Annotated in this window: 6 protein-coding genes; all 6 read left to right on the top strand. The window is 41.8% G+C overall.

Features of this window, described 5'->3' with window-relative positions; all coding sequences use genetic code 11:
• The first annotated feature begins 265 nt into the window (after nucleotides 1-265).
• The 6 genes from T472_RS05185 to T472_RS05160 all read left to right on the top strand — a co-directional run bounded on the left by T472_RS05185 (nucleotide 266) and on the right by T472_RS05160 (nucleotide 4269).
• A complete protein-coding gene (locus tag T472_RS05185) occupies nucleotides 266-709 on the top strand; it encodes a YdeI/OmpD-associated family protein (protein WP_023387459.1) in 444 nt (147 codons plus the stop codon).
• Between the two features lie 16 nt (nucleotides 710-725).
• The gene (locus tag T472_RS05180; RefSeq protein WP_023387458.1) at nucleotides 726-1319 is read left to right on the top strand and encodes a carboxypeptidase-like regulatory domain-containing protein; all 594 of its coding nucleotides are present in this window, start codon (nucleotides 726-728) and stop codon (nucleotides 1317-1319) included.
• The gene (locus T472_RS05175) at nucleotides 1304-1858 is read left to right on the top strand and encodes a GNAT family N-acetyltransferase (protein WP_023387457.1); all 555 of its coding nucleotides are present in this window, start codon (nucleotides 1304-1306) and stop codon (nucleotides 1856-1858) included. The genes T472_RS05180 and T472_RS05175 overlap by 16 nt, the downstream gene beginning before the upstream one ends.
• Complete coding sequence (locus tag T472_RS05170) at nucleotides 1855-2319, top strand: pyridoxamine 5'-phosphate oxidase family protein (protein ID WP_023387456.1); 465 nt, start codon at nucleotides 1855-1857, stop codon at nucleotides 2317-2319. The genes T472_RS05175 and T472_RS05170 overlap by 4 nt, the downstream gene beginning before the upstream one ends.
• A gap of 128 nt (nucleotides 2320-2447) precedes the next feature.
• The gene (locus tag T472_RS05165) at nucleotides 2448-2792 is read left to right on the top strand and encodes an FMN-binding protein (RefSeq protein ID WP_023387455.1); all 345 of its coding nucleotides are present in this window, start codon (nucleotides 2448-2450) and stop codon (nucleotides 2790-2792) included.
• Between the two features lie 112 nt (nucleotides 2793-2904).
• Nucleotides 2905-4269, top strand: coding sequence for an MATE family efflux transporter (locus T472_RS05160; RefSeq protein ID WP_023387454.1), 1365 nt, complete (start codon nucleotides 2905-2907; stop codon nucleotides 4267-4269).
• Nucleotides 4270-4686: the final 417 nt, after the last annotated feature.

Genomic DNA, 4686 nt, shown 5'->3' with positions numbered 1-4686 from the left:
CAAGGACAAAATTTCAAAGGTAATGTTGTTGAATCTGACCAAATATGGTAACATAGGCGTACAAATAGTAGTTGTCCTCCTTTAGGTTATTTGTAGTTTGTCGTGATTCCACAATAAACCAACAATGGGGATTAAACTACTATTTTTTTGCGTAAAAAAAGCCTCTGTCAATTCAAGAGGCATAAGTATAGAATTGAGTTAAGGAACTATCGCGTAGCGATTTTGTTCAATTGTGCCATAGACTAAAATGAATGGAGTTGATCTGATGCTGGAGTTTCTTGGGATAATTATGGATTCAGGCAAAGGTGGGGCCTATTTAGAGGTTCCTTTTGATATCGAAAAGGAATTCGGGAGCAAAAGGATCAAGGCAAAAGTACAGTTTGAAGGTGTAGAATATCGAGGCTCAATAATGAAGATGGGCACTGAGTGTTACATAATTGGGATAACAAAGGATATCCAGTCAAAGATTGGTAAGACAATTGGCGATACAGTGAATGTAAGATTCGAGAAGGATGAGGAAGAGAGAACAGTAGAGGTCCCGGAAGATTTAAGGGCATCCCTTGAGTCAGAAAACCTTATGGAGAGGTTTGACAAAAAATCATACACATTTCGAAAGAAGCATATTTCAGGCATAATGGAATCAAAGGTACAGGGGACCAGAGAGAAGAGGATATTAAAGCTTATTGGTGAGTTGAAGGAGCAAAAATAACGAGGAGGTGGCAGTAATGAAAAAGATACATGGAAAGGTAACAGATTACAAAGGTAAACCCCTGCAAGGTGCGGAGGTACTGTTTCTAGACAGGGCACAGAACATAATCGCTACTGGTTACAGCGACAATGATGGATACTACTTTCTCCAGACTGAAGAGAAGACAAACGGATCAATACTCTGTACCCATAACTATGGAGTCACAAGTCTTGGATTTTCATTCTATAATATCACGAGCGACAAGGCGAGAGACCTTGATATAAGGCTTGGGGAGATAGAATTCCTTGATTTCAAGAAGTTCCTTGACAGGGAAAAGCAGGTTATCAGGATTTCCTTCAGACCAGTATCATTGAAGGCGATTAATGATAAAATTGAGTGCATAAGTCCGGACAGGTTCACGACAGAAATAGAACTGCTGCTTAATGGCAAGAAGCAGAAGTGTCAGGAGCTTGAGGTAGAAAAGGAAATCAAAGATGACAAATGCACAGACAGGTACAATCTGATATTGGAGCTGCCAAAAGGCTATGATCCAAAATCAGAGAACATACTGGAGATTTTGATGAATAGCAAGAAGTCAGGCGAGAAAGGTACAGTATGGGTAGTGGCCTGAACTATAATGATAATGCTGAAACAAAAAGGCTTCTGCTCCGGCAGCTTGAAAGGCGTGACAGTCTCGATATGCTTATCCTCAAGAGTAGCATTAAGACAGCAGAACATACGGGTAATGAGGCATATACTTCGATCATACAGGCGGAGACCTTCATAGACTATATCATAAGCGGTCAGGAAGCTGGAAGATGGCTGTACTATGCCATTGAAGCTAAGGAAGACCAGGAGTTCATCGGAACAATAACACTGTGGAATTTCAATGAAGAAAAGTCAGTCGCAGAGGTCGGATATGAGATGATTGAAAGGTTCGAGGGCAACGGGTATATGTCTGAGGCACTTAGTGAGGTTCTTAGAATTGGATTTGAAGAGCTGAACCTGAAAAAGATTGAAGCGTTCACATCTAAGGAAAATATACGGTCTGTAAGGCTCCTCGAGAGACACGGCTTCATTAAGGAAAAAGATGTTTTTGATGACATTACCAAAATGCCTACTAGATTTGTAATAATGTCTCTGACAAAGGAAGGACGGAAAAGTAAGTGAGAAGAAAAGACAGGGAAATGGATATTGATTCTGCCGAAAAGGCACTGGTCAAGGGCTCATTCGGAGTATTGTCAGTACTGGGAACTGATGGATTCCCATATGGCATTCCGGTCAATTATGTTGTCAGGGAAGGATACATATACATCCATTGTGCCAAGGAGGGTAAGAAGCTTCTTGAAATTGCCGCTTACCCCAAGGTATCATTCACAGTGGTTACCCGTTCAGAAGTTCTCAGTGAAAAATTCAGTACCGACTATGAATCGGTAATAGCATTTGGTGATGCTGTTGAGTATTCTGGAGACGACAAGGGAATGCTACTCTTTGAGTTCATAAGGAAATACTCAAGGGAATACCTGGATGAAGGTATGCAGTACGTTGAAAGGATGAAGGATTTGACCTCCATTATCCGTGTTTCAATTGATAGAATATCCGCTAAACGCAGAAAAGGGAAATCTGAGTAAAAAACTCTGATATGATATTGCGTTGAAACCGGAAATCAATTAAAATAAACATGTCATTTTCATACCCAGGTCGACAGGTCCATGCCATTGAGGCAAGTACAGAAGTTGCAGGGTAACAGGAGGTTAAAATGAAAAAGTCAATAAAGGTAATAGCTTCAGCTCTGCTTGCAGCAGCTGTTTTTGTAGGATGCTCCTCAAAGGCTGCATTCAAGGACGGCACATACGAGGGTGAGGCCCAGGGATTCAAAGCCCCAATAAAGGTTTCTGTTGTAATAAAGGACGGAAAGGTTTCAGATGTAACTGTTCTTGAGAATGGCGATACTGCAGAGCTTTTCGGAAAGGCTTCTGAAGCGATAATCAAGGAAGTAAAGGAAGAGAATTCGGCTGACGCCCTGACTACAGTTTCAGGCGCAACCTATTCTTCAAAGGGCCTTATAGATGCTATAAAGGCTGCGCTGGAGAAAGCAAAGTAAAAAGTAAGACAGGGATTTCGGGTCATAGCATCCGGAATCCTTCTTTTTGCGGTTTAAGCCTGGATATGCTATATTTTGCATGTAGCTCATTAATATTGTTATGAGGTAATTCATGGAAAGAAAGATCGATCTAACTAAAGGGGATATTCTACTCACTTTGACTAAACTTGCCATTCCCATCATGGGCACATCATTCATGCAGATGGCGTACAATCTTACAGATATGTTCTGGGTAGGCAGATTAGGTAGTGATGCTGTTGCAGCAGTGGGTACTGCTGGATTTTTCATGTGGTTCGGATTTTCACTGATACTAATCTCCAAGTCCGGAGCAGAGGTGTTTGTCGCGCAGTATCTTGGCCGCAAGGATGAAGAAGGCGCGAGAGATCATGCTGTTTCAGCAATACAACTGAATCTTTTGATAGCGGCTGTGTATGGAATGCTCATTATCATCTTCAGGCGTCAGCTCATTTCTTTTTTTCGTCTGGGGGACCAGCATGTCATAGATATGGCTGTGGCTTATCTACTTGTAATTGGAAGCGGGATATTCTTCAACTTCATGAATCCAGTCTTTACAGGAATTTTCAATGGAGCCGGTTTAAGCAAGGTACCCTTCAGGTTTAACTTTATCGGGCTTGTAACGAATATGGTCCTTGATCCTGTACTGATTTACGGGTTAGGTCCATTTCCGGAATTTGGTGTAATCGGTGCAGCTGTAGCGACTGTTTCGGCTCAAATTCTGGTAACGACACTCTTCTCTGTTCATATGAGGACCAGGAAAGAAGCATATTTCCGAATCAATATCTTCAGAAAACCCTCAATCCAGCACATTATGAAGATAATCAGGCTTGGACTTCCCATATCTCTTCAGAATGGGTTCTTTGCAATGATCGCTATGGTTGTCGCAAGGATAATTGCTGTTTATGGACCGGAAGCGATTGCTGTTCAAAAGGTCGGATCCCAGATCGAATCATTGTCATGGATGACCGCGGGTGGATTTTCGACAGCACTCAGTGCCTTCGTAGGTCAAAATTATGGCGCTAAGGAATATGAGAGGATAGTAAAGGGTTATAGGTCAGGGGTACTGGCTGTATCAGGATTGGGATTGTTATCGATGATAATGCTCATGGTTTTTCCGGAGCAGCTCTTTGGTATCTTTATCCAAGAGCCTGAAACAATACGGATGGGAGCATCATATCTTTGGATTTTGGGGCTTTCACAGGTGTTCATGTCAATCGAGATTTCCAATCAGGGTGCATTCAATGGCCTTGGGAGGACAAAGATACCATCCTATGTTGGAATATTCTTCAATGCGCTGAGGATTCCTGGGGCATATTTGCTTTCAACATATACAGGGCTCGGTTTGGATGGAGTATGGTGGACTATCTCTATCAGCAGTGTATTCAAGGGCCTGGTCCTGCTTGCCTTGTTCAATATAATGGTCATGAAACCCTACAGGGCTTCGGGATCGATAATATAGGGCGTACAATGGAATGCAAATAGTGTCCTTATACCGCCCAAATGGCGTAAAATGAACGCTCCCGTAATGGGAGCGTTTGTTGTTTCTGGTCTAAAATTAAAGGTTTACATTAAGATTATGTTAACTGGAAGTTACAGGAAATCAAAGATTTGATGTCCAAAACATGTGTTGTCTACGTACACTACCCCAAGCGTATCAATAAACGGAAACGTGAGGAAAATCGAGCAATTCAGAGTAAAGTACCAATATTTTGCTTATGATTGGGTTATTAGGAAAACCGAGTCTATTAAACCGTGTTAATATGTACAAGTTGCCTGATTCAAGGCGGTTCAAGCCTCCGAATCCGTTGACATTGCATTATGGCTGGGCCATAATAAAGGAAGTCACCTTAGAAGTGACAAGCTCTTTGAAAATTAA

This window comes from Youngiibacter fragilis 232.1 (assembly GCF_000495435.3).
Classification (GTDB): domain Bacteria; phylum Bacillota; class Clostridia; order Clostridiales; family Clostridiaceae; genus Youngiibacter; species Youngiibacter fragilis.
This window is presented reverse-complemented; position numbering and strand designations above follow the sequence as displayed.

What these genes read in the sequence shown, in the direction of transcription:
- T472_RS05160 (WP_023387454.1), top strand. Translation starts at nt 2,905, where the DNA reads ATGGAAAGAAAGATCGATCTAACTAAAGGGGATATTCTACTCACTTTG.
- T472_RS05175 (WP_023387457.1), top strand. Translation starts at nt 1,304, where the DNA reads ATGGGTAGTGGCCTGAACTATAATGATAATGCTGAAACAAAAAGGCTT.
- T472_RS05165 (WP_023387455.1), top strand. Translation starts at nt 2,448, where the DNA reads ATGAAAAAGTCAATAAAGGTAATAGCTTCAGCTCTGCTTGCAGCAGCT.
- T472_RS05180 (WP_023387458.1), top strand. Translation starts at nt 726, where the DNA reads ATGAAAAAGATACATGGAAAGGTAACAGATTACAAAGGTAAACCCCTG.
- T472_RS05185 (WP_023387459.1), top strand. Translation starts at nt 266, where the DNA reads ATGCTGGAGTTTCTTGGGATAATTATGGATTCAGGCAAAGGTGGGGCC.